The organism is Ruegeria sp. BI12 (genome assembly GCF_056537985.1).
In genome coordinates, this window is sequence record NZ_JBQFSL010000003.1 from 108,808 (window position 1) to 131,176 (window position 22,369).

The 22,369-nt window shown below is 57.5% G+C and carries 29 protein-coding genes; 11 read left to right on the plus strand and 18 right to left on the minus strand.

The window, feature by feature from the left end:
• Positions 1-45: 45 nt before the first annotated feature.
• The 5 genes from ACR0AK_RS19460 to ACR0AK_RS19480 all read right to left on the minus strand — a co-directional run bounded on the left by ACR0AK_RS19460 (position 46) and on the right by ACR0AK_RS19480 (position 3,595).
• Entirely contained in the window at positions 46-948 is a 903-nt protein-coding gene (locus ACR0AK_RS19460; protein WP_480794617.1) for an OmpA family protein, read from the minus strand.
• Positions 945-1,526, minus strand: coding sequence for a peroxidase-related enzyme (locus tag ACR0AK_RS19465; protein WP_480794618.1), 582 nt, complete (start codon positions 1,524-1,526; stop codon positions 945-947). The genes ACR0AK_RS19460 and ACR0AK_RS19465 overlap by 4 nt, the downstream gene beginning before the upstream one ends.
• A complete protein-coding gene (locus ACR0AK_RS19470) occupies positions 1,523-2,242 on the minus strand; it encodes a GNAT family N-acetyltransferase (RefSeq protein ID WP_480794619.1) in 720 nt (239 codons plus the stop codon). Before ACR0AK_RS19470 ends, ACR0AK_RS19465 begins: the two co-directional genes overlap by 4 nt.
• Positions 2,239-2,961, minus strand: a complete 723-nt coding sequence (locus ACR0AK_RS19475; RefSeq protein WP_480794620.1) for a competence/damage-inducible protein A — start codon at positions 2,959-2,961, stop codon at positions 2,239-2,241. Before ACR0AK_RS19475 ends, ACR0AK_RS19470 begins: the two co-directional genes overlap by 4 nt.
• Before the next feature lie 70 nt (positions 2,962-3,031).
• Positions 3,032-3,595, minus strand: a complete 564-nt coding sequence (locus ACR0AK_RS19480; RefSeq protein ID WP_170562063.1) for a TetR/AcrR family transcriptional regulator — start codon at positions 3,593-3,595, stop codon at positions 3,032-3,034.
• A 99-nt stretch (positions 3,596-3,694) separates the two neighbouring features.
• Here ACR0AK_RS19480 and ACR0AK_RS19485 point away from each other — a divergent pair, with 99 nt between their 5' ends.
• A complete protein-coding gene (locus ACR0AK_RS19485; RefSeq protein WP_480794621.1) occupies positions 3,695-4,450 on the plus strand; it encodes an SDR family NAD(P)-dependent oxidoreductase in 756 nt (251 codons plus the stop codon).
• A gap of 39 nt (positions 4,451-4,489) precedes the next feature.
• Positions 4,490-5,206: a DNA/RNA nuclease SfsA gene (sfsA, locus tag ACR0AK_RS19490; RefSeq protein ID WP_480794622.1), complete on the plus strand. Its 717-nt coding sequence runs from the start codon at positions 4,490-4,492 to the stop codon at positions 5,204-5,206.
• 26 nt (positions 5,207-5,232) lie between these two features.
• On the opposite strand, the gene ACR0AK_RS19495 is transcribed toward sfsA, so the two are convergent.
• Positions 5,233-6,048: a class I SAM-dependent methyltransferase gene (locus tag ACR0AK_RS19495; RefSeq protein ID WP_480794623.1), complete on the minus strand. Its 816-nt coding sequence runs from the start codon at positions 6,046-6,048 to the stop codon at positions 5,233-5,235.
• Positions 6,049-6,249: 201 nt separating this feature from the next.
• On the opposite strand from ACR0AK_RS19495, the gene map reads away from it, so the two are divergent.
• A complete protein-coding gene (gene map / locus ACR0AK_RS19500; protein WP_480794624.1) occupies positions 6,250-7,062 on the plus strand; it encodes a type I methionyl aminopeptidase in 813 nt (270 codons plus the stop codon).
• On the opposite strand, the gene ACR0AK_RS19505 is transcribed toward map, so the two are convergent.
• Genes ACR0AK_RS19505 through ACR0AK_RS19520 form a run of 4 tightly spaced genes read right to left on the minus strand, consistent with a single transcriptional unit; the run spans position 7,050 to position 9,649 of the window.
• A complete protein-coding gene (locus ACR0AK_RS19505; RefSeq protein WP_480794625.1) occupies positions 7,050-7,229 on the minus strand; it encodes a hypothetical protein in 180 nt (59 codons plus the stop codon). The two genes, map and ACR0AK_RS19505, sit on opposite strands and share 13 nt — an antisense overlap.
• A gap of 23 nt (positions 7,230-7,252) precedes the next feature.
• Positions 7,253-7,888 (minus strand): HAD family hydrolase, encoded by a 636-nt coding sequence (locus ACR0AK_RS19510; protein WP_480794626.1) that lies wholly within the window; start codon positions 7,886-7,888, stop codon positions 7,253-7,255.
• Positions 7,881-8,441 carry a 16S rRNA (guanine(966)-N(2))-methyltransferase RsmD gene (rsmD, locus tag ACR0AK_RS19515; RefSeq protein ID WP_480794627.1) on the minus strand — a complete coding sequence of 187 codons (561 nt, stop codon included), beginning with the start codon at positions 8,439-8,441 and terminating at the stop codon, positions 7,881-7,883. Before rsmD ends, ACR0AK_RS19510 begins: the two co-directional genes overlap by 8 nt.
• Complete coding sequence (locus ACR0AK_RS19520; RefSeq protein ID WP_480794628.1) at positions 8,438-9,649, minus strand: NAD(P)/FAD-dependent oxidoreductase; 1,212 nt, start codon at positions 9,647-9,649, stop codon at positions 8,438-8,440. The genes rsmD and ACR0AK_RS19520 overlap by 4 nt, the downstream gene beginning before the upstream one ends.
• A 99-nt stretch (positions 9,650-9,748) precedes the next feature.
• Between ACR0AK_RS19520 and ACR0AK_RS19525 the strand changes: the two genes are divergently transcribed.
• The 4 genes from ACR0AK_RS19525 to ACR0AK_RS19540 all read left to right on the plus strand — a co-directional run bounded on the left by ACR0AK_RS19525 (position 9,749) and on the right by ACR0AK_RS19540 (position 11,287).
• Positions 9,749-10,234: a peroxiredoxin gene (locus ACR0AK_RS19525; protein ID WP_170562035.1), complete on the plus strand. Its 486-nt coding sequence runs from the start codon at positions 9,749-9,751 to the stop codon at positions 10,232-10,234.
• 104 nt (positions 10,235-10,338) lie between these two features.
• Entirely contained in the window at positions 10,339-10,584 is a 246-nt protein-coding gene (locus tag ACR0AK_RS19530; RefSeq protein ID WP_170562032.1) for a glycine zipper 2TM domain-containing protein, read from the plus strand.
• A 13-nt stretch (positions 10,585-10,597) separates the two neighbouring features.
• Complete coding sequence (locus ACR0AK_RS19535; RefSeq protein WP_170562029.1) at positions 10,598-10,945, plus strand: CREC-EF hand family protein; 348 nt, start codon at positions 10,598-10,600, stop codon at positions 10,943-10,945.
• Between the two features lie 33 nt (positions 10,946-10,978).
• Entirely contained in the window at positions 10,979-11,287 is a 309-nt protein-coding gene (locus tag ACR0AK_RS19540; RefSeq protein ID WP_170562026.1) for a hypothetical protein, read from the plus strand.
• Here ACR0AK_RS19540 and ACR0AK_RS19545 read toward each other — a convergent pair.
• Genes ACR0AK_RS19545 through ACR0AK_RS19560 form a run of 4 tightly spaced genes read right to left on the minus strand, consistent with a single transcriptional unit; the run spans position 11,284 to position 14,026 of the window.
• Positions 11,284-11,577: a 4a-hydroxytetrahydrobiopterin dehydratase gene (locus ACR0AK_RS19545; RefSeq protein ID WP_170411625.1), complete on the minus strand. Its 294-nt coding sequence runs from the start codon at positions 11,575-11,577 to the stop codon at positions 11,284-11,286. The two genes, ACR0AK_RS19540 and ACR0AK_RS19545, sit on opposite strands and share 4 nt — an antisense overlap.
• The gene (locus tag ACR0AK_RS19550) at positions 11,574-12,761 is read right to left on the minus strand and encodes a GNAT family N-acetyltransferase (protein WP_480794629.1); all 1,188 of its coding nucleotides are present in this window, start codon (positions 12,759-12,761) and stop codon (positions 11,574-11,576) included. Before ACR0AK_RS19550 ends, ACR0AK_RS19545 begins: the two co-directional genes overlap by 4 nt.
• A 45-nt stretch (positions 12,762-12,806) precedes the next feature.
• The gene (locus ACR0AK_RS19555) at positions 12,807-13,574 is read right to left on the minus strand and encodes a glycerophosphodiester phosphodiesterase family protein (protein ID WP_480794630.1); all 768 of its coding nucleotides are present in this window, start codon (positions 13,572-13,574) and stop codon (positions 12,807-12,809) included.
• Positions 13,571-14,026: a RidA family protein gene (locus tag ACR0AK_RS19560; RefSeq protein WP_170562018.1), complete on the minus strand. Its 456-nt coding sequence runs from the start codon at positions 14,024-14,026 to the stop codon at positions 13,571-13,573. The genes ACR0AK_RS19555 and ACR0AK_RS19560 overlap by 4 nt, the downstream gene beginning before the upstream one ends.
• Before the next feature lie 336 nt (positions 14,027-14,362).
• Between ACR0AK_RS19560 and ACR0AK_RS19565 the strand changes: the two genes are divergently transcribed.
• The gene (locus ACR0AK_RS19565) at positions 14,363-15,145 is read left to right on the plus strand and encodes an MlaA family lipoprotein (RefSeq protein ID WP_170562380.1); all 783 of its coding nucleotides are present in this window, start codon (positions 14,363-14,365) and stop codon (positions 15,143-15,145) included.
• Positions 15,135-15,734, plus strand: a complete 600-nt coding sequence (locus ACR0AK_RS19570) for an MlaC/ttg2D family ABC transporter substrate-binding protein (RefSeq protein ID WP_170562015.1) — start codon at positions 15,135-15,137, stop codon at positions 15,732-15,734. Before ACR0AK_RS19565 ends, ACR0AK_RS19570 begins: the two co-directional genes overlap by 11 nt.
• A 73-nt stretch (positions 15,735-15,807) precedes the next feature.
• Here ACR0AK_RS19570 and ACR0AK_RS19575 read toward each other — a convergent pair whose 3' ends face one another.
• From ACR0AK_RS19575 to ACR0AK_RS19590, 4 genes are read right to left on the minus strand one after another with little or no spacing between them, the layout of a single operon-like run.
• Positions 15,808-16,905, minus strand: coding sequence for an ABC transporter ATP-binding protein (locus tag ACR0AK_RS19575; protein WP_480794631.1), 1,098 nt, complete (start codon positions 16,903-16,905; stop codon positions 15,808-15,810).
• Positions 16,906-16,908: 3 nt separating this feature from the next.
• Positions 16,909-17,808 (minus strand): carbohydrate ABC transporter permease, encoded by a 900-nt coding sequence (locus tag ACR0AK_RS19580; RefSeq protein WP_170562010.1) that lies wholly within the window; start codon positions 17,806-17,808, stop codon positions 16,909-16,911.
• Positions 17,801-18,673 (minus strand): carbohydrate ABC transporter permease, encoded by an 873-nt coding sequence (locus ACR0AK_RS19585; protein WP_039543053.1) that lies wholly within the window; start codon positions 18,671-18,673, stop codon positions 17,801-17,803. Before ACR0AK_RS19585 ends, ACR0AK_RS19580 begins: the two co-directional genes overlap by 8 nt.
• A 58-nt stretch (positions 18,674-18,731) precedes the next feature.
• Positions 18,732-19,976, minus strand: coding sequence for an ABC transporter substrate-binding protein (locus ACR0AK_RS19590; protein WP_170562008.1), 1,245 nt, complete (start codon positions 19,974-19,976; stop codon positions 18,732-18,734).
• Positions 19,977-20,193: 217 nt separating this feature from the next.
• Here ACR0AK_RS19590 and ACR0AK_RS19595 point away from each other — a divergent pair, with 217 nt between their 5' ends.
• Complete coding sequence (locus tag ACR0AK_RS19595) at positions 20,194-20,925, plus strand: response regulator transcription factor (RefSeq protein WP_170562005.1); 732 nt, start codon at positions 20,194-20,196, stop codon at positions 20,923-20,925.
• Positions 20,922-22,364, plus strand: coding sequence for a sensor histidine kinase (locus ACR0AK_RS19600; protein WP_480794632.1), 1,443 nt, complete (start codon positions 20,922-20,924; stop codon positions 22,362-22,364). The genes ACR0AK_RS19595 and ACR0AK_RS19600 overlap by 4 nt, the downstream gene beginning before the upstream one ends.
• The last annotated feature ends 5 nt before the right edge of the window (positions 22,365-22,369 follow it).

The window sequence follows — 22,369 nt, forward strand, 5'->3', positions numbered from 1 at the left end:
GTGGGCCTTTTTTTATCGGCCATGATGTGAACAGGACTGCAGGGTTCAGTTGACCAGCAAAACCGCCTCAACCCGGCGATTCAGATCCCGGCCTTCCGGCGTGGCATTCGAGGTGAGCGGGGCAAGATAGCCGATTCCGCGCGCCTCGACCCGGTCTGCCGCGACCCCATGCGCATCGATCAACCGGGCGCGTACAGCCTGAGCCCTGCCGGTACTGACCGAGATGTTGGCATCCAGCGCGCCGGTGTCATCCGTGTGGCCCACAAGTGCCAACCGGGTACTTGGGTTTTTGGCCAGAAACTCCGCTACCAATTCAAGCGAGGAAAAAGGCCCCTCGCCCAACGTCATCTCTCCGGTGCGGAAATGCAGGTCTTCCAATATTGTATGCCCGTTTTGTTCCAGACTGGCTAACAAATCACCGGGCGACGTGACCGGTTCGTCGATCACAAGCGGTGGTGATGCCTCTGCACCCACTGGGGTGACCCGGATCATCTGCACATACCCGTCAGGCGGATTGCGACTGACCAGCAGGCTGACCACATTTCCCCCTCGGATGGCAGACAAAAAACGATAGTCCTGAATAGCCACGTACATGTCTGGTGTGGGCACAACTTCGGTGCCAAAGCGGAAGTCGAATCCACCACACGTTTTGGCCTGGCACTCAAGCAATACCTCGTACCCTTGCGCAGCGATCTGGTCACGCAACGGGGCCAGCAATTGCAGCGTCGTGCTGGAGCCGGATTGCAACCGCCAGGTAAACCGCTCGACTTTTCCTTCGACTTCTCGCGCCGGTACCGCCCCATCCGCAAAGGGCCCGATTGGCAGCTCATAGCTGTCAAGTTCACTGGTACGCTCGCTGACAAGACGCGCGCCGGAAGGCATTGTCAGGTTCTGCGCAAGACCCTGGCCGGCCATGATCATCAGGAATAGGGCAGCGGCTCGGATCATCGGGCCTGCGCATGGTATTCGTCGTTCGGAGCCATCGCCGTTGCGCTGGCCACCCGGTTCGACATGTTGAAAAATCCGGCCACATTGGCGATATCCCAAATGTCCCGGTCACTGAACCCAACATCCCGCAGACGTTGGCGATCAGGCTCTTCAATCTCGGTGCTGGCAGTGGTCATTTTGGCGGCAAAATCCAACATGGCGCGTTGGCGTTCATCCAGCGGTGCCACGCGGTAATTCATCACCAGCATCTCACCCAGTTGTGGGTTGCCCGACATTTGCCGGACAGCTGCCCCGTGGGCCACCAAACAGTAAAAGCACTTGTTGATCGCGGATACGACCACCGCGATCATTTCGCGTTCCAGTTTGGACAATCCGCTGTCGCCCAGCATCAGATCGTTGTAGTTCGCCGTAAACGCATTCAGCTTATCGATATCGAATGCGTATGCCTTCAACACATTGGGCACAAAACCCAGCTTTTCGACACAGATATCAAAATATTTCTGCGTTTCAGGCGGCAGCGGGTCCGCCATCGGCAGGTCCAGCGCGGTGGGCAAGGTTTGGTCGGTCACGGCGGTCATTCTCCTTGGACAAGCTGACGGTAGTGGTATTCTCCGGTGATCTCCATCCCGAGCGCGCGGTAGAGACCATTTGCCCCGTCATTAGCCTTGGTGCAGATCACGCTCAGTGTATGCGCGCCGTTCTTTTGCGCCCAAATCGCCGCAGCGCGCATGGCCCATTGGCCCAGACCCTGACGTCGGTGGGCAGGCAGAATTTCCAGTGCATGGACCATTGCCACACCATCATGGATGGCGACAAATCCTGCCCCTGCCGGCTGATCGGAACGGCGCAGGAATACGCCCGATTTGGGCCCCTCAGCGCGGTCCATGACGGCGAGCCGTTCGGCCCCGATGCCACCTTGCGCCCAGATCTCCTTCATGATCGCCAGCGGGCTCCAGATTGTAAAAGCGGTCACCCGCAGAATCGGTGTATCAGTCAGGTGATCCACCGGACATTGGTAGATGTTGACCGGATCAAGAACCTCATAGCCGCGATCCGCAAGCTGTTTATCCAGCCCTACGTCGGCGGGACGAAGGCAGAAAATAGGCCGTTGACCCATCGCGCGCATTGCCTGTTCGGCGTCATTTATTTCCGCATCAGTCGCCGGTGCCAGCGCACTGGCAGAGGAAACCCGCGAACCGCCACCCAATCCTTGCCGCAGGCGGAACGGGCCTAAAGTACTATACCCAGCCGCTGGCCATGTGCCGTCGACGATGTCAGCCCAGTCAACGCTCAAAGCTCTAGCTCTTTCGCCAACCGGGTCGTCGCCACATCAATTTGTGCTCCGTTAGTACCCCGAACCACAACGTTAGAGCCGAATACGCCGTTAACCTGAAACGGATAGCTGCCGATGGCGAGATCCGGGAAGTCTTCGGCCAGTGCGGACAGGATCGAGGCGATTTCACCTTCACCTCGGTTGATCCGCAGCGTTTGCGACAACAAGGGATCGCCACCGGTCAGATTTGGCAGAACGCTGGCGACCATGGCCTGAAAGATTGTGGGGATACCCGCCATCACATGCACATTCCCAAGCGTGAACCCTGGCGCGGTCGAAACGGGATTATCGATCAATGTCGCCCCATCCGGAATACGCGCCATACGCAGCCGCGCTGCGTTCAGTTCCAGCCCCGAGTTCTCATAGTGCCGTTCCAGCAACGCGCGGGCATCATCCCGCACGTCGATCGTCGCCCCAAAGGCTCGGGCAATACACTCGGCCGTGATGTCGTCATGCGTCGGCCCGATGCCGCCACTGGTGAACACATGATCAAAGCGGTCGGACAGCGCTTGGGCGGCTTCTTCGATGGCGGTTGGATCATCGCTGACGATACGCACTTCTTTCAGGTCAATGCCCTGTTTGGTCAGCTCTTGCGCAAGGTAGTTCGTATTTGCATCCCGCGTGCGTCCCGACAGGATTTCATCTCCGATCACAAGCATCGCTGCGGTTGGGTTCGGCATGACCTGTCCTTTCCTGCTATGGCACAGGCCGCAAGATATCGTTCTTGCCGAGCCTCGCAAGGTCCGTTTGTCAGTCCTGCAGTGTTTGAGCCGGCAAATCCGCCGTAATACGTTGGAACAGGTCCATGTCATTCATCGACCGCGCAAGGATCATCGCTCCTTCCAATCGGGCGATCGTTTCACCGGCGCGCGCTTCGGGGTTTGAGGCACCGGCGGCCCTGAAGACAGTTTCCAGCCATACGAGATTGCGTTCGAAAAACTCACGCGTCCTTCTGGCAACCGGGTCCGGCAATCTGGCGATCTCGGCACCGAACATGCCGCACAGGCACATCAGATCCTGTTCGATCAACGCCTGCCGATACGCTGCCACGTATTGCTCAAGGGATTCCAGCGGCGTTGCTTCGTCCAATCGACCCAGTGCCCCCAGAAACCGATCAGTGTACCGGGTAACCAGCGCCTCGCCCAAGGCTTCTTTGGTTGGAAAATGATAGTGAATGCTGGCGGATTTGATGCCGATTTCAGCCGCGATGTCGCGAAAACTAAAGGCATAATAGCCGCCTTGTCGCGCCATTCGCTCGGCCACATTCAATATGCGATTGGCGGTTTCTGACAGGGGTTTTTCCGTTTTGGGCATCTGCGCCTCAATCTAAAAGTTACCTATCACTAGATAGGGGGTTGCAATTCATTTTCCAAGTTCAATATATCTACCTATCAGTAGATAGGGAATCTGATCATGACACAGAAAACAACACTCATCATCGGTGGATCCAGTGGAATGGGTTTGGCCACAGCACAACAGATCGTAGCCAATGGGGGACATGTAACCATTGTCGGGTCATCTGCTGCTAAGCTGGAAGCGGCAAAGACCGAACTTGGTAACGCAGCAGACACATATTGCGCGAACCTGCGAGATGCGGCAGACGTCGAAGGGCTGATCGTCCGCATCAAATCAGATGCCCGCCACATTCAGGGATTGGTAAATTCAGCCGGAACCTTTGCACCAAAACCATTTCTGGAACACACAGCCGAGGATTATGACAGCTATCTGGACCTGAATCGCGCGACCTTTTTCATCACGCAGGCCGTAGTAGAAAACATGAAGACCAATGGAGGTGGAAACATTGTCAATATAGGCTCTATGTGGGCAAAACAGGCGGTCCGCGCAACACCGTCCTCGGCCTATTCGATGGCCAAGGCCGGGCTTCATTCTCTGACACAGCACCTGGCTTTGGAATTGGCGGAACACAACATCCGGGTGAATGCGGTTTCACCGGCGGTGGTTGTGACCCCCATCTATGGAGCGTTCATCGCACCGGATCAAATCGAGGCAACCCTGACCGATGCCTTCGACGCGTTCCACCCGATCGGCCGCGTTGGTCGGCCTGCGGATGTGGCGCATACGGTCACGCATCTTCTGTCCGATAACGCGGATTGGGTTACCGGCGCAATCTGGGACGTTGATGGAGGCGTGATGGCGGGGCTCGTCTGACACTTCCCTTGCGGGCGGGCGCGCGTTAAGCCGGATGGCATGAAATTTGCCACCCCTTTGATCCCCGCCCGCCTGATCCGACGCTACAAACGTTTTCTGGCCGATTGCCAGTTGGAGGACGGGCGCGAAGTAACCGCACATTGCGCCAATCCGGGTTCCATGCTGGGTTTGGCCGAACCGGGTGAGAAGATCTGGCTGGAGCCCAACGACGACCCGAAGAAAAAGCTGAAATACGGCTGGCGCCTGGTCGATCATGAAAACGGGCATTTTACCGGGGTGGACACCTCTGTTCCAAACAAGGCTCTACGCAAAGCGTTAGAAGCCCGAGCGATCCCAGAGTTCGCCGATTATCAGACAGTGCGGGCAGAGGTGAAATACGGCCAGAACAGCCGCATAGACTTCCTGCTTACACAACCGGACTTGCCCAACGCCTATGTCGAGGTCAAAAGCGTGACCCTTTCCCGTGAGCCCGGCCTGGCAGAATTCCCCGACAGCGTCACCGCGCGTGGCACCAAACATCTGGGTGAGTTGTCGGACATGGTGGCGCAGGGACATCGCGCGATCATGCTGTATCTGGTGCAGCGCACGGATTGCGACCGATTTGGTTTGGCGGCGGATATTGACCCTGCCTATGCGGCGGCATTTGAAACGGCACAGGCGAAGGGTGTCGAGCGATTGGTGTGTGGTACGCAAATTTCGCCCGACGGTGTTTGGGTGGATACCACACGGTTCGGGGACTTTAACCTGCCCGGATAATGTCACTCGCCCCCGTCAGGTCCCGCTCACCCCTTGTTTTGGCATTCGAACTGGGTTGCTGAAAGGGGCATCACCATATCACTGGCCTCAAATCTGGACTGCAGCGCCGACAGCATTTCGGCTACAACCGCATCCGGATCGACACCTCCGCGCGCTCTGATTTCGTCAATCAACGGATTTCCATACACCAGGGCTGTTGCAAATTTCTCAAGATCGGCGATTGGTTTGTTCAACCTGATGGTTTCGTGCGCAACGGTCCCCCAACCTGCGGCCGCAAGGTCCGCGTGTACGATGTCGGGGTCGCCATAGTGGAACGGGACCTTGTAGAATCCGGGTGGGTTTTCGGGAAAGAACGTCATCGCCGCTTTGTGGGCTGTCTCGGAAAACGGGTTTTCGGACATATCGCTCCAGACATTGAACACGTACCGGCCACCTGGCTTCAGAACACGGGCAGCTTCGCGATATGACGCAGTTTTGTCAGGAAAGAACATCACGCCAAACTGGCAAACAATCAGGTCAAAACTGTTGTCTTCGAATGGCAGTTCCATTGCGTTCGCTTGGTCAAACTCGACATTCTCACTGCCGGCGAGCTTGGCTTTTGCAATCTCCAACATGGGCGGATTAAGGTCCGTAACCGTCAGTGAAACAGACGGATTTAACGCGTCGCGCAGCTTACGGCTGACAATTCCCGTTCCTGCGGCAAGCTCCAGAACGCGACCCGTTTCAAGGCCGCCACACAGCCCGGTTAACCTGTCGGCATAGTCTTCGAAAATGTTCGGTCCCAGCCCCTGATCGTAATGGTGTGGAATTTCACCGACAAAATTGGCAGAATTGCTGGACATTTCGATCCTCCAAAACGATCTCACTGGGGAAAAAACAACATTCTATCTGAAATTATGATTTTGAGCGAATTTGACAGACTTTGCAGCCTTGATCTGGGGGCGTTCCGGGCCATCTAACACCCGCAAACGCGCACCCTCTGGAACTTTCTGCACAAGCAGCGTAAAAGGCAGGCTGCGCGCAACATTTGGAGCTTAGCGTCGATGAAAGAACATCGTGGCCGCCTGACAAAAGACGGCATCCGCATTTACGAACAGGGTGACTTTGCTGGCATGCACGCCGCAGGGGCCTTGGCCGCGCGGATACTCGACGATATCGCAGAACATGTCTTTCCAGGCCAGACCACTGGGGCGCTTGACGGCATGATCACGCAGATGGTCGAGGATGCGGGCGCGACATCGGCGACGATTGGCTACAAGGGCTACCAGCACGCCAGCTGCATCAGCGTGAATCACGTGGTCTGCCACGGCATTCCCGGCGACAAACGGCTGAAGGATGGTGATATCCTGAATATCGATGTCACGGTCATCGTGGATGGCTGGTTCGGCGATACTTCGCGCATGTATGTTGCGGGAAAACTGCCCCGCAAGGCCGAACGTCTGATCCAAGTAACACATGATGCGCTGTTCAAGGGCATCGAAGCGGTCAAGCCGGGCAATACGTTCGGCGATATCGGTCACGCCATTCAGGCCTATGTCGAGGCGCACCGGATGAGCGTTGTCCGTGATTTCTGTGGTCACGGACTGGGCCGCGTGTTCCACGCGCCGCCGAACGTTCTGCACTATGGACGTCCGGGCACCGGCGCGGTTCTGGAAGAGGGCATGTTCTTCACCATCGAACCGATGGTGAATCTGGGTCGCCCTGAGACGAAAACGCTGGCCGATGACTGGACCGCTGTGACCCGCGACAAGTCGCTGTCAGCGCAGTTCGAGCACTCGGTGGGCGTTACATCAGATGGCGTCGACATTTTCACCCTGTCGCCAGGCGACAAATTTCATCCGACCTATTCGTCCTGATCGACGGCCTGTTCGCGCAGGAGTTTCAGCAGCAATGTCTCTGACCCCCACGGTGTGATTGCATCGTGGATGAAGACAGGCGCCTGCGTTGGCTTAGGCTCAGGGCCGGTGCGGGCTTCGGCGTCCTTCGAAGGTGTCCAGAGAGGTGAGGTCAAAGCGCGATCCATGGGCCGAGCTTACCATGGTCAGGTCAGATTCCCAAAAGGGTGGGAACCTCGGTCATATCGGAAAAAACCTCAGCTCCAATTCTGGCAAGTTGCGCGCCATCATCATGCGCTGCATAGCCCAGGCACCGCATACCGGCGCGGATTGCTGCTGTGGCACCGCTGGCGCTGTCTTCGATCACGACCGACGACTTGGCCCCGAAGTGGCGCGCTGCAGTCAGAAACATGGTTGGATCGGGCTTGCCAACACCCAAAGTATAGGCCGAGAACATCACGTCCTTGAAGCGATCCCAAAGGCCATTCTGCCCCAGCGTGACTCGCATTTTGTCCGGCCCACCATTGGAAGCAACGCAGAAAGGTATTCCCCGCTCATCCAAAAGCGTTAGCAATTCCGCAACGCCCGGGACCAAAGGAACACCCTGCCGCAAGCGGGCATTTGTTTCAGTATCGAAATCCTCGATCCAGTTCTCAGGCAGATTAGCGCCCAAATCGCGCGCGATATCCTGCACTTCCGGCATGGTCTTGCCGGTAAAAATCCTGTGGCACTCATCTTCTGTCAAAGAGAGTCCGTGTCGGGCAAAGTTCGCGACCATCACCTGATTGGACAGGGGCTCGCTGTCGACCAAGACACCATCGCAATCGAAAATGACGAGGTCATGCATCCGGATCGCCACTCCACATCAGCGCGATATGCGTGTCGCCGTACTTTCGGCTGTCTTGTAGAGTGAAACCTTCGGGCGGCTGCATTGGGGCGTTTTCCTCCCACACGATCAGCGCGCCATCAGCGATCCAGCCGTTGGACAAGGCCGCAACGGCCTTTTGACCGAGCCCCTTTCCGTATGGTGGATCCAGAAAGATCAGATCATAGGGCGCGTTTGTATTCTCGCTCAAGCGTGTCGCGTCGCGACGGATCAGGTCCGTACGGTCAGCGCTGCGCGTCAGATCAATGTTCTTGCGGATCAACCCCTGTGCTACCCGCCCGTCATCCACAAACGTCACATGCGCCGCTCCGCGCGAGAGCGCCTCTAGCCCCAATGCGCCGGTACCGGCAAACAGGTCGAGAACACGCAGCCCATCAAAGTCGATCTGATGGCTCAGCACATTGAACAGGCTTTCGCGCACCCGGTCCGTGGTGGGGCGCAGGTGCGCCCCGGCATCACCTTTGCCGACCGAAGCCAAGGCACGGCCCCGGAAATCTCCGGCGATGATCCTCACGCTTTGAGCAACGGTTTCAGGTCCGCGTCTGGGTCTGCCACGATCGTCGGATCGGCAGTCTTGCCCGCGTCTATCAGGCGTTTTCCGACCATGTAAGCGCGCGGGTCGTTCATGGCATCTACCGCAATCAGCTGATCGCCTTTGTAGTACCAGAAGGACACCGTCTGCCCGTCACCCTTACGGGTCACGACACGGTCATACCCGGCATTTAGACCCGCAATTTGCAATTTGACATCATACTGGTCCGACCAGAACCAGGGCGTTGCCACATAGTCCTTGGCGGCACCCAGCATGTTCTGCGCTACGATTTCGGCCTGATCAATTGCGTTCGGAACGCTTTCCAGCCGGATGCGGCCACTGCCATGCGGGAAGGACGCACAATCGCCCGCAGCCCAGATCGACGGATCGGACGTGCGGCCATGAGCGTCCGTTTTGATGCCGTTGTCCAGCTCCAGCCCAGCCATCTCGGCCAGTTGGGTCGACGGTGCAATGCCCACACCAACCACGACGAAATCGACTTCAAGCTCGGTGCCATCGGTCAGGACGGCTCCGGTGACTTTGCCGTCGTCGCCCACCAGACGATCCAGTCCGACGCCTTCGCGGATGTCGGCACCGTATTCGGTATGCAAAGCACGGAAGTAATCGCTGGTTTCCGGCGCCGCAACGCGTTGCAAAATACGCTCTGCCATCTCGACCAGTGTGACCTTGACCCCGCGCTTGGCGCATACGGCAGCCGCTTCAAGCCCGATATAGCCACCACCCACAATCAAGGCGCGCGCACCCTCGGACACGCGGGGCTCCATCTCGTCGATATGGGTCAGGTCGCGTACGACATGAACACCTTCAAGGTCACCGCCAATGGCCGCGGGCAGGTAACGCGGATCAGAACCGGTTGTCAGGGCCAGTTCGTCATACGCAATCACTTCGTCGCCCAGCGAAACAGTCTTGGCCTGCGGGTCGATCGCGGTCACGCGCTGACCTAGACGCAGGGTGATGTTGTTGTCGGCATAAAAGCTTTCAGGGCGCAGGAACAGGCGTTCAAGTTCCATCTCACCCAACAGATAAGCCTTAGACAGGGGCGGTCGCTGGTAAGGCAGGTGCGGTTCAGCACCGATCAACGTGATGTCGCCTTCAAACCCGTCCTTACGCAGCCTCGCAACAAGGGATGATCCCGCCTGCCCGGCTCCGATCACAACAATATGGCTCATCTTCGTTCTGCCCCGTCAAATTCCCGTGGTTTCATTCACTGGCTCACCTATATTGCGGCTGAGGCCGACTCTGCAAATCCAATCGACAGGAGGAACAAGATGATTTCAACCGGTGATACGCTTCCCGACGCAACGTTGACGCAAATGGGGGCAGAAGGACCCGAAGAGGTTCGGATTTCGGACAAGACCAAAGGCCGCAAAGTTGTGCTATTTGCGGTACCCGGTGCATTCACGCCGACCTGCCACTCAGCCCACGTGCCCAGCTTTATGCGCACCAAGGAACAGTTCGACGCAAAGGGCGTGGACGAGATCATCTGCATCTCGGTCAACGATCCCTTTGTAATGAACGCATGGGGCGAAGCTACTGGCGCGACAGCTGCCGGTCTAACCATGCTGGCCGACGCCGCGTCCGAGTTTACCAAAGCTATCGGCATGGATTTCGACGCCCCTCCCGTCGGACTGATTGCGCGTTCAAAACGCTATGCGATGTTGGTCGAAGATGGCAAAGTCGTTGCGCTGAACCTTGAAGAAAACCCTGGTGCCTGCGAGATTTCGGCGGGCGAGGGTCTGCTTGAGGCCATCTAAGTCACTCGGGCCCCGGTTCGGCCGGGGCCACGTTAACCCTATTTCACTTGATGCGAATTCCTGATGGGTCGATACTTGGCCCAGTCTTTCAGGGAGTTTTTTTGATGAAGCTCAAAATCATCACAGTCATTCTGGGTGCCACGGGTGCACTGGCCGCGTGTGGCCCTGCTCCGACACCTCAACAACAGCAGGCGCGGCAGCATGAAATTGCCTGCCTCGGCGGCACGTTGGGCGGCGCGCTGATCGGTGGCGCGATCGGCAATCAATTCGGCGGAGGCACGGGCAAAGACATCCTTACTGCGGCAGGCGCTGTGGCCGGTGGCGCCTCGGGCCAGCGTTTCGCGTGCTGAGAAGGGAATGATGATGAAAACAGCGATTTTGACGGCAACAGCGATAGTTTTGGCCAGTGCAACCTTTGCGGAAACCGTGGCCGAGCTGCATGAAAAACAACTGAATGCAATTGATGCAAATAATGACGGCTTCCTGTCCAAGGACGAGTTCAACGCCTTTTCGGATTATGCCTTTCAGGCAATGGACGAAGACAAGAACGGAACGCTGGGTCTGGAAGAGGCCAAGCCGTTCTTGGACATAAAGCAGTTTCAAAACGTTGACCGCAACAACGACAGCTTTATCTCACGATCAGAGTATGACCGGCAGATGGGCGATGATTTCTCTACCGCCGATCAGGACGGAAACGGCCAGTTGAATTGATCGAACGACCGGGTTGAACGATAGGAGCGTGGTATGAAAAAGTGGATAGCCCTCGGCATTCTGGGGTTTCTTGCCGCCTGTGATACGCAGCAAGCCCCTGTGGTGACCGGACCGGACGGTCAAGCCCGGATCCAGATCAATACTGCGGGCCTGACGTGCTATGATACGCGTTGTTTGGACATCAATCCAGCGGCGCGAAGCGTTCGATCGGTTGGGAATCGGACAACCGGAATTCCACGAGACATCGACGTTAGTAACGGCACGGTCACACCCGCCGATTTCCGACGTCTTGGTGAAATCGCTTCTCTGGCCGGCGGTATGGGCTCCAGAGGAGACCGTTAGACGAGGCTGTCCATTTTTCGCGCCAACTTGGCGTCCAGCGACGATAACCCACCAACATCATGTGTGGACAGGACCACCTCGACCGTGCGGTACACGTTTGACCATTCTGGGTGATGGTTCCATTTCTCGGCAAAGATCGCCACCTGGGTCATCCAGCCAAAGGCGTGGACAAAATCCTCGAAAATGAAGGTCTTGGTGATCGCGTCCCGGTCCGTGACCATGGTCCAGCCGTTGTCGAACAGCGGATCAAGAAGAGGGCCGCGAGTTTCGGTCGACAATAGTTCCGTCATTGCTGTTCCTCCGGATTCGATTTTCTGAACGGACCGTAATCCGTCAGAATCTCGATCTCTTCTCCCACTGCGTGGGCCTCGGCGTCCAGATATTTCTTTACCGCATCGGCAAAGCCCGGGTCATTGACCCAATGCAAGCTATGCGTGTACGTGGGCAGATAACCTCGCGCCAGCTTGTGTTCACCCTGCGCGCCTGCTTCGACCCGTGCCAGACCTTCCGCGATGGCAAAGTCGATCGCCCTATAATAGCACAATTCAAAATGCAGGCAGGCGTGATGCTCGGTGCAGCCCCAATAGCGACCAAAGAGCGTCTCGCGGCCGATGAAATTAAGCGCACCGGCAATTGCGTGCCCGTCCCTCTCTGCCAGAATCAAGGCCATGTCATCCGCCATAGTTTCATGTGCAATATCAAAGAACTGGCGGGTCAGGTAAGGCACACCCCATTTCCGCGATCCGGTGTCCTGATAGAATTGCCAGAAAGCGTCCCAGTGTTCGCGGCGCAGATCATCCCCTGACAGCGTGCGAACCTCGCCGCCAAAATCGTTGGCCTGCGCACGTTCTTTCCGGATGTTTTTGCGCTTGCGCGAAGATAAAGCCGCAAGAAACCCGCCAAAATCAGCATAATCATCATTCAGCCAGTGAAACTGCTGAGAATGGCGCAGCATCAGGCCCATCTGCTGGCCTGCCAGCGCCTCATCCTCGGTGCAGAAGGTTGCGTGAATCGAAGACACCTGATTGTCCGCGGCTAGTTGCTCCGCCCCCTGCACCAGGGCCGACATGCCCATTGCCTCATACCCGGGACGAACCAGAAACCTGCGCCCGGTGGCCGGGGTGAACGGAACTGCGATCTGCAGCTTGGGATAGTAACGCCCACCGGCGTTCTCATAAGCATGGGCCCAATTGTGGTCGAATATGTATTCACCCTGACTGTGGGATTTTGCATACATCGGAGCCGCCGCGACCAGCATGCCGTCGAGATAAGCCGTCAGGTATTGGGGCTGCCATCCGGTGCCGCGTCCGACCGAGCCACTGTGTTCCAATGCAAGAAGGAACCGATGCGTAGTGAACGGATCAAACGGTCGCCCGCCGTCTACGACCTCGGGACAGGCGCAGCTATCCCAATCCGCCGCAGATATCTGCGATAATGAGCTTAGTACCCGAACCTCAATCTGCGCCTGATCCATTTGTCCTCCGCGTCAGACCTTTATCTGTGACGTCGCAGGGTCGGTTCAACCCGGATGCGCGGCCAGGTAGCCTTCGAAGGTCACATTGTCGGCAATTGCGCGGGCTTTCGCCTCTTGTTCAGGCGATCGCACAGTCCAACACAAGATCGGCACACCACGCGCCTTCAGCTCGGCTACGCGAGGGCGTTCAAGGTCTTCGACCTCGTGACTGATGAAGCTGGCACCGACTCGGTCGAAATCGGGAATGTCGCGCAGATGGTCACAGACGCTCTGGGGTAAAAGTTCTACCTTTGGCTGGTAGGAACCTGTCACGATGCCGCGCGGCAGGTGCGGTGCCAACTGCGCCAGTTCCGCAACCGAATTAGGATTAAACGACATAACCGCCACCGGACCCGTATAGCCCTGTAAGGCGCGCACTGCGTCTTGTTCCATTGGGCCTACGGATGTGCCCATCGCGCCGTCCTGATCCTTGAACTCGATCAGCAGCGGGACCTTGCCCGCCACGATCTGCAGAACCTCATCCAACGTCGGGATGCCATCATCTGCGTGCAGCAGAGTGGTGCCTGACGCCTGCGCCGAAGTGATCTGCTGGATCGGTCCGGGCTGCCCGGTCAGGCGGGTCATGTCATAGTCATGAAACACCATAGCCCGGTTATCTGAGGTTCGTTGCAGATCAATCTCGATCCCATAACCGGCGTCGACCGCAGCCCGGATGGCCGCCCGGCTGTTTTCCGGGCGGTGGTCTTCTTTGTCATGCAGCGCCCGGTGCGCCAACGGGACTTGAAGAAATACGTCAGGTAGTTTGGGCGTCATTGAACTTCGAAAATACCTTCGATCTCAACCGCCACACCCAAAGGCAGCGCTGCCGCGCTGACAGCGGAACGCGAATGGCGACCCGCATCGCCCAGCGCCTCGACCAGAAAGTCCGACGCGCCGTTGATCACCTGCGGCTGGGCAGTGAAATCGGCGGTCGAATTCACGAATCCGGTCAGCTTGATCACGCGCACCAGCTTTTCGATGTCGCCTCCGCAAGCTGCTTTGACCTGTGCCAAAAGGTTGATCGCACACACCTTTGCAGCAGCAGCGCCAGCCTCGACCTCCATGTCGGCACCCAGCTTGCCGGTAATCAGGTCGTCATCCTTCGAGATCTGTCCCGAGACATAGACGATATTGCCCACGCGCACGAAGGGCACATAGTTGGCAGCTGGCGCAGGCGCGTCCGGCAGATTCACGCCCAGGCTTTCCAGTTTCGCCGCGATGCTCATGAGGTCTCCTCCCAGTTCTGAGTCGGGGCGAAGCTAACCGGGAAGGCGAGGATCGAAAAGTGCGAAAACGGCGATGTGACCTCAATCGTATGTGGGCGTAACTTTTCTTATTCCGAACTGTTGAACGTGTGTCACTTTACGTTGACCGCTTCGGCGGGTTAAACGCTATCTGTTTCATATTGGTGGCGAAACGCTTATGTGAATTTGGATAGGCCGGGCACAACGGCCAAAGATAGTATTGATTGAGTGTTCGGGTACGGATTGTCCCGACTTTTTGGAGTGGCAACGACCGTGTTGAGCAGAATCAGCCTGAAACCCCTGATCATTCTGTCCGTAATGGCAGTTCTCAGCGCCTGCGCAACGCGCCCTCCCGAAGGCGCGCCGCAGGGCGAAGTATTTGATCCGTATGAAAACAACAACCGGGGCATCCACAAGTTCAATCTTGGCGTCGACCGGTTTCTGTTTCGTCCGGCCTCGAAAGGGTACGTGAAGATCGTGCCTGACCCGATGGTGACAAGCTTCAACCATTTCGCTGAAAACCTGACGATGCCCGGCCAGGCAGTTGACTACCTGCTGCAAGGCAACGTCAAGCAATCCGGCAACGCACTGTTGCGGTTTGTGATCAATTCGACCGTTGGTGGGCTGGGGTTGTCAGCCCCCGCCGACGAGTTGAACCTTCCGCCTGTGGATACCGACTTTGGTGAAACACTGCACGTATGGGGGTTCGGAGAAGGCGCCTATGTCGAGCTGCCCCTATACGGCCCGTCAACGCAGCGGGATTCGATTGGCGTTATCGTCAACCTGTTCTCGAATCCGATAAACTTCTCTCCGGTCCGTCCCGTCGACAATATTGGCGTTTATGCCGAGGTCGTGCGCCGGATGGGTGATCGGGGCCGTTTCTCGGACACGGTCGACTCAATCCTGTATGAAAGCGCCGACAGTTACGCGCAGGCGCGGACCATTTACCTACAAAATCGCCGCTTCGAACTGGCGAGAGACGATGAGGAAGCCTATCTGGGTCTTTACGACGACCCTTATGCAGACAATGGAACCGACCCAGTCAGAGATCCCTACCTAGACCCATACGAGGACCCCTATGAGGACCCCTATGCCGAGTAACTCTATGAACCGTCGCGGTTTTGTCGCCACCGGCCTTACAGGTCTGGCACTTGCCGCCCTGCCCATTTCCGCCTTTGCCCAGACGGAAGCCAGCGCCAAGGCTCTGGTCGTCAGTGTCGTGGATGATATCAACCGTGTTATTGCTTCGGGCAAATCCGAAAAGGCAATGATCCGCGATTTCGAAAAGATCTTTGTGCAATATGCCGATGTGCCGATCATGGCACGTTATGTGCTGGGGGCAGATGCCCGTTCAGCCAGCCCATCACAGTTAAAAAAGTTCACCAGAGCGTTTCAGGGCTATATCTCGAACAAATATGGCCGACGTTTCCGCGAATTCATTGGTGGGCAGGTCACTGTCCGGAACGCCCGCAAGATCAAGGCTGGCTATGAAGTACGGACCTCGGTCAAGCTGCAAGGCTCGTCCCCCTTCGAGGTGACATTCCTGGTGTCTGACAAATCGGGGCGCGACAAGTTCTTCAACATGTTCATCGAAGGCGTGAATATGCTGCTGACCGAGCGGACCGAAATTGGCGCAATGCTGGACGCCCGTGGCGGCGACCTGAACCGTCTGATCAAGGACATGGGCTAAACCAAGGTTAGTCGACCCGGTTAAGAATTAGAAAAACGCCGCGCGATAGGGTTCGCGCGGCGTTTTTTTTGACTCAATTCAGTCGCTCGCCGGTCTCTTTGGCGAAATAGGACACCTTGCTCATGTCAAAGGCCAGGTTCAGCATTTTGCCTGCCTGGGCACTGGTTTCCGCGTGCAGACGCGCAGTGACCTGCTTGCCGCCCAGTTCCGAGACCACATAGGTGTCGGCCCCTGCGGGTTCAACCATATCAACCATGCACGCGGCTTCCTGTACGCCGTCACCAGCGCGGAATCCTGCCTCAGCGATGTCCTCGGGGCGCAGGCCCAGAATCACATCCTTGGGTAGCGACAGATCGCGCGCCTCGTTCAGAACCAGCGTCTCACCTGTTTCGCGCGAGATGGCAATTTGAGTACCCGACCCGTTTTTGGAGACCTGCGCCGGGATCAGGTTCATCGCGGGCGAGCCCATGAAATCAGCGACAAACAGATTGGCTGGATTGTTGTAAATTTCAGCCGGGCTACCGATTTGCTGAACGATACCGCCTTTCAGGACGACGATCTTTGTGGCCAGTGTCATCGCCTCGATCTGGTCATGGGTGACATACACTATGGATGCATCCAGCGTCTGGTGCAGCTTCTTGATCTCAGTTCGCATCTCAACCCGCAGCTTGGCGTCGAGGTTCGACAATGGCTCATCAAACAGGAACAGTTTCGGGTCACGCACCAGCGCACGACCCATCGCCACCCTCTGACGCTGACCACCGGACAGCTGGCTGGGGCGACGGTTCAACAGCGGCTCAATTTGCAGCAACGAGGCAACGTCCTTGAGCTTGGCATCCTGCGTCGCCTGATCGACCCCGCGGACCTTCATGCCGAAAGTGATGTTCTTGGCCACGCTCATCGTTGGATACAAAGCATATGACTGGAACACCATCGCGATGTCGCGGTCCTTGGGGCTGACATGAGTCATGTCCTTGCCACCAATCGCCAGGGTCCCGCCGGTGATTTCCTCCAGCCCTGCAATACAATTCAGCAGGGTGGATTTACCGCAACCCGAAGGGCCGACCAGCACCAGGAAATCGCCCGGTTCGATCGAGATGTTGATGTCTTTCAGAATTTCGGTCGCACCGTAATTCTTATAGAGTTTGTTAATATCGAGGATGGGAGCCATGGGTTATCCCTTCACTGAACCAGCGGTCAGGCCGCGGATGAAATATTTACCGGCAACGACATAGACAAGCAGCGTCGGCAGCCCCGCGATGATCGCGGCGGCCATGTCGACGTTGTACTCTTTGACGCCGGTGGTGGAGTTTACGATGTTGTTGAGCGCAACGGTCACGGGCTGAGTGCCTGCCTGGCTGAATGACACGCCGAACAGGAAGTCGTTCCAGATCTGCGTGAACTGCCAGATCACGGTCACCACGATGATGGGCAGCGACAGCGGCAGGAAAATCGACCAGAAAATCCGCATGAAGCCCGCGCCATCAACCCGCGCGGCCTTGGTCAGCTCGGCCGGAATGGTGACATAGTAGTTGCGGAAAAACAGCGTGGTGAAACCCAGTCCGTAGATTACGTGGACAAAGATCAGACCCGGAATGGTCCCGGCGATCCCCATCATGCCCAGCAGACGCGCCATCGGCAGCAGAACAACCTGAAACGGGATGAAGCAGCCAAACAGCATCAGCGAGAAGATGATGTTGGCCCCTTTGAACCGCCATTGCGCCACGACATAGCCGTTCAACGCACCCAGCAGGGTCGAGATGGCAACCGCAGGAACCGCAATCAGGACCGAGTTCCAGAAATAGGGCCGCAGGCCTTCACACTGGATACCGGTACAGGCGCCAGACCATGCCGTTTTCCAAGCATCGAAACTGACTTCGCGTGGCAGTGAGATCAACGATCCGGTGCGAATTTCCTCAAGGCTTTTCAGCGATGTGGTCAACATCACGAACAGCGGCATCAGGTAATACAGCGCAAACAGGCCAAGCAGGACATATAGCAACCAGCGCAAGGCAATCTTGCCAGTGGCACTTTGCGTGCGGGTTTGGGTTTGGGGCATCGACAGATCAGTCATTTTTCGCCCTCAGCTCTGAGTAAAGGTAGGGAACCACGATCGCAAACACGACAAGCATCATAATCATCGCGGACGAGGCCGCCTGACCAATATCGCCGCGCGAGAACGCCATGGCGTACATGTATGTTGCGGGCAAATCGGTTGCGTAACCCGGACCACCGCCTGTCAGGGCAATGACAAGGTCAAAGCTTTTGATCGCAAGGTGCGCCAGCACGATGAAGGCCGATAGGAAGATCGGAGCCATCGACGGGATGATGATCGCCGTATAGATGCGCCAAGTGGGAATACCATCGACCTGCGCGGCCTTGATGATTTCGCCGTCCACCGAACGCAGACCTGCCAGAAACAACGCCATGACAAAGCCCGAGCTCTGCCAGATCGCAGCGATTACGATCGTGTAGATCGCGTAGTCAGGGTTCACCAGCCAGTCGAACTCGAAATTCGGAAAGCCCCAGCCCTGCACCATGGATTCGATACCCAGACCCGGGTTCAGAATCCACTTCCACGCTGTGCCGGTCACGATCATCGACAGCGCCATCGGATATAGGTAAATCGTGCGGATCGCACCTTCGACGCGGATTTTCTGATCCAGCAGGATAGCAAGCAACAGGCCCAGCACCATCGCGATCACGATGAAAAGCGCGCCGAAAATATACAGGTTATTGATTGCCGTGTCCCAGCGGGGAGAATCAAACAGACGTTCATACTGAATGAAGCCCTTGATCTCGTATTTCGGCAGTAGTTTCGATCGTGTCAGCGACACCCATGCAGTCCATCCGATAAAGCCGTAGACAAAGATCAATACGGCGATGAACGACGGTGCCAGCACCACCTTGGGCAGGTGGTTTTCCAGCCATTCGGACATTTTAGCCTCCGGGGAAAGATGCTCTGCCCCTCAGTATAAGGGGGCAGAGCGTATTGGATCAGTAGCTGTTGGCCACTGCGTCCGCCAGTTGCTGAACAGCATCAGCCGAGGACATATCCGAGTTGAAGTGCGCGGTCACAACGTCGGTGATCGCACCCGACTGCGACCCGCGCAGCGCCATGCCGTGGGCATAGGACGGCAGCAGCGAACCTGCGTCCGAGGTCGAGCCCATGTCTTCGGCCGACAGGTTGGCGCAGATGTCGAAGTCATCCAATGCCACGTCGGTGCGCGCAGGGATCGAGCCTTTGTTCAAGTTGAACACTTTCTGGAAGTTCGGTGCCACGATCAGCTTGGCCAGCAGGTCCTGACCGGCTTTCTTGTCGTCACCGTCCACGTCGAACATGGCAAAGCTATCGACGTTGTACAGGTAGCCGTCACCGGGGGTCGAGGCGCACAGGAAGTCCTCGCCCGGCTTCTTGCCAGCCGCCAGGAATTCGCCCTTGGCCCAGTCACCCATGATCTGGAAGGCCGCTTCGCCGTTCATGACCATAGCTGTTGCCAGGTTCCAGTCACGACCCGAGAAGTTTTCGTCCACATAACCACGCAGGGTGCGCATCTGATCAAATACTTGGACCATCGTGTCCGAAGTCAGTGCCTCGGGGTCCAGATCAACCAGCGCTTTCTGGAAGAACTCAGGGCCACCAATGCCCAGAACTACGGTTTCGAATACAGTCGCGTCCTGCCACGCCTGACCACCATGGGCCAACGGGATCACGCCAGCGGCCTGCAGCTTTTCAGCGGCGGCGTTGAATTCGTCCCACGTGGTCGGCATTTCGATGCCATTGGCCGCCAGAACGTCGGCGTTGGCCCAGATCCAGTCTACGCGGTGCACGTTTACCGGTGCTGCACACCAGGTGCCTTCGCACTTCATGTGACCAGCGATCGATGCGGGCAGCACTTCGCCCCAGCCTTCGGCCTCAGCAACGGCCGAGATATCGGCCAGAACGCCTTCTTCATACCATTCCTGAATAGCGGGGCCCTTCAACTGAACGGCGGTCGGAGCATTGCCGGCCAGAACGCGGGCACGCAGCGCAGTCATTGCAGCGTCACCGCCACCGCCAGCAACGGGCATATCGGTCCAGGTGCCACCGTTCGAGGCGAACTCTTCCTGCAGAACGGCAACCGATTTGGCTTCACCGCCCGAGGTCCACCAGTGCAGAACTTCAGCCTGCGGCTCAGCCACAGCACCCGACGCGGCCGCAACGGCCAAGGTCGAAACGGTGGCAAATGCAAAACGATTCATTTCTTGTCTCCTCCCTGAGAACTCAGTGACTGCCGAGGCAGCGATGGCGCTATTACTGAGATCAGTTGCCCTTCTGACAACTTGGAAATCACGTTAAGACGCGGACACCGCCCAAATTTTCACCACTTCTGTTACAGCGTGTTACGTTGACATTGAATCTGTTTCCGTTCGTTACAATGGACGGAAACAGAACAAGAAGATTGGGAGGACAGACAGAGTGAGCATTCCGCGGCTGCTGGTGGTGGATGACGACCCTGATATGCGGTCGATGATGACCCAATTACTGCAAAAGAACGGGTTCATTGCCCTGCCTGCCAGCGCTGAGCGGGAAATCCGCGCGCACTTGTCCAATGGTCGGATCGACCTGATCCTGCTGGACGTCATGTTGGGGGATGAAAACGGCATCGACATCTGCGCACGGTTGCGACGCGAACAGGACGTGCCGATCATTCTGGTCTCGGCCTTGTCCGCCGACCATCAGCGCATGGCGGGGTACGAGGTCGGGGCAGACGACTACATCGCCAAACCATTCAACCCCCAACTGATGCTAGCCCGTGTCCGGGCAGTAATGCAGCGCGCAAGGCGGTCGTCTTCGTTGGCCTATCGCCGACGTACGCGTACTTTCCGGTTCAACGGTTGGGTCTTTGACGGCAAGCGCGACGACTTGCATTCGCCCGAAGGCTATCTGGTCGCGCTATCGCAAAGGGAAACCGCCCTACTCAAGGTCCTGCTGGCCAATCCGCACATACCACTGACCCGCGATGAAATCGTCGCGGCGCTGGATGTCACGGGCGACAGCGACAAGCCCGAAGCCCAGGGGCGCGCCATCGACATGCTGGTCGGCCGTTTGCGATCCAAGATTGAGGCCAACCCGAAAGATCCACAAATGCTGCGCACAGAACGCGGGGTCGGCTATATCTTTGCCGCCGACATTTCGGTCGAAGAATGACGCTGCGCCTGCGCAATTTGGGATGGCTGTGGACCCTCTCGGCCTTTGTGGCCGGGCTTGTCTCGGCCGGGATGTGGTTCGCATCGGCCCGCGCCTGGAACGACTACCTGCTGCAGTCCTTTGTCGCCGGTTTCACGGTCTACGAAGAACTTCGAACCGGCATGGCCCCGTCCGAAGGACTGTCGATCACTCGATTGCCACCCCAAGACACTGCCCTTGCCGAAAATGGTGAGTTCCAACGGTTGCCTGGGTTTTCAGACCGCCGCTTCGTCACCAACCTTTCGATCCTTACCGATAGTTCCTCACCGCTGAGCGGGCGTGAGTTAACCGTGGCGATTCTGTCTGATCGGCTGGTGTACCCGGTATCGGATATTGTGTCGGGCAATGATCAGACCGGACCCGAGAAAATGGGGAACCTGACCCGGTTGCTGGCGACATACTGCAGTGAACCAATCCTGATCGCGAAATTCGGACGCGAGGCCTGGCGTCAGGTCGACGGAACCAAGATCTGGGGCTGTCAGGCTGCGCCCGTTGACCTGCGCCTGCCTGCGGTTCTTTTGGGGATCGTCGCCCTGGCGATCATCCTGTCTTCGGTCAGCAATGTGTCAGAAACCTTCACCCGATTTGCCAGCGCGCTGCGCGAACGGCAGCGCCTTGGCGGGCCGGAAAGCTATGAAGTGGATGGCCCGGATGAGCTGCGCGACATCGTTTCGGCGGTGAACGCCAATCTCGAGGCCGAGCGCGCTCAGCTTGAAAAACGGGCGACGGTCCTGTCCGGTGTCAGCCACGATCTCGGCACACCTGCCACCCGCGTGCGACTCCGTGCAGCCCTGATCCCCGACGACGAACTGCGTGAGAAACTCGAGGCGGATGTCGATCAGATGACGGGCATGATCGAAAGCGTCCTGACCTACACACGGTCCGAACTGGATGTTGAAGAACCACGCCAGATCTCCCTGACATCGCTGGTCGAGTCTCTGGTCGCCGACTATCAAGACATGGACCTGCCGGTCACGCTGAAAAAGACCGAGCCGGTTTCAGTCGAAGGCGCCACCTCGGTTTTCATGTCCCGGCGCGGTCACGGACAGCTGACCGAAACACGTCGCGTTCTGGTCATGGCGCGCCCCATATCGCTCAAGCGCGCGCTGACCAATCTGATCGACAATGCGTTGAAATATGGTCGGCATGCCGAAGTGCAATTGGAAACCGATGCAACCACCGCAACGATCACGGTAGAAGACAAAGGCACCGATCTGTCTGTCTCGGACATCGAAAACCTGATGGCCCCATTTAGGCGCGGCTCTAACACCGGGTCATCCGATGGCTACGGCCTGGGCCTGACGATCGCTGCAACTGTGGCCGAGCAACACGGTGGAGAAATGCGATTTGAGGCTGGAGACTGCGGCCTGCGCGCCTGTTTGCAAATCGCCCGGCATTGAGAATG